The sequence below is a fragment of the Gardnerella sp. 30-4 genome (assembly GCF_001641215.1).
Lineage (GTDB): Bacteria > Actinomycetota > Actinomycetes > Actinomycetales > Bifidobacteriaceae > Bifidobacterium > Bifidobacterium leopoldii.
In genome coordinates this window covers 1-1,057 of the sequence record NZ_LXJL01000169.1, presented here as the reverse complement: position 1 = coordinate 1,057, position 1,057 = coordinate 1, and the positions used below count along the sequence as shown (strand labels likewise).

Here is a 1,057-nt window from a genome sequence, read left to right as displayed (position 1 = left end):
AATTAAAAATAAACAAAATTAAACAAATTAAATTAAACAAGACAAACAAGTAAGGGGAAATATTATGTCTAACATCTACAAGTCCGTGCAAGAACTCGTAGGTCACACTCCACTTCTGGAGCTTACTCACATTGAAAAAGAGTACAATCTAGCAGCAAAAATCCTCGTAAAACTCGAATACTTCAACCCAGCAGGTTCCGTAAAAGACCGCATCGCAAAGCAGATGATTGAAGAAGCAGAAACCACAGGCACAATTAAGCCAGGCTCAGTAATTGTTGAGCCAACTTCTGGAAACACTGGCATTGGTCTTGCAATGATTGCACAAACAAAAGGATACAAAAGCATTATTGTGATGCCAGAAAGCATGTCTATTGAACGCCGAAAACTTATGAAAGCATACGGGGCAGAACTCGTGCTCACACCTGCTGCAGAAGGAATGAAAGGCGCTATTGCAAAAGCGAAAGAAATCGTTGAAAACACGCCAAACGCGTGGACTCCAGGACAGTTTACCAATCAAGCAAATGTGCACGCGCACTACAACACAACCGGCCCAGAAATTTGGCAAGACACTGACGAAAACGTGGATATGCTTATCGCTGGCGTTGGAACAGGCGGCACAATTACTGGTACAGGAACATATTTAAAAGAGCAAAATCCGCAGCTTGAAGTAATTGCAGTAGAACCAGCCGACTCCCCTGTGCTCGCAGGCGGCAAGCCAGGAGCGCACAAGATTCAAGGAATCGGTGCAGGATTCGTGCCAGATGTGCTCAACCAAAACATTTACGATCGTATTGTTCATGTAACAAATGAAAACGCAATTGAAAGCAGCAAGCTTATAAGCAAAAAAGAAGGCGTTCTCGTAGGCATTTCTTCCGGAGCTGCGGTTTGGACAGCAATCCAAGAAGCAAAAAGAGAAGAAAATGCGGGAAAAACCATAGTTGCAATACTTCCAGATTCAGGAGATAGATACTTGTCTACTGCATTATTTGAAAACTAACTGTATTTAGTAGCACTACTATAAACACGCAAGTTTTGATTAAATAATATGTGCAAATAA

The 1,057-nt window shown here is 41.8% G+C and carries 1 protein-coding gene; it reads left to right on the top strand.

Annotation, left to right across the window (positions count from 1 at the left end; translation table 11 throughout):
- The first annotated feature begins 64 nt into the window (after positions 1–64).
- Positions 65–997: a cysteine synthase A gene (gene cysK / locus A5294_RS06425; protein WP_064340740.1), complete on the top strand. Its 933-nt coding sequence runs from the start codon at positions 65–67 to the stop codon at positions 995–997.
- Positions 998–1,057: the final 60 nt, after the last annotated feature.

Bases quoted from the DNA above. Each gene is read 5' to 3' on its own strand.
- cysK (WP_064340740.1), top strand. From the start codon at position 65: ATGTCTAACATCTACAAGTCCGTGCAAGAACTCGTAGGTCACACTCCA.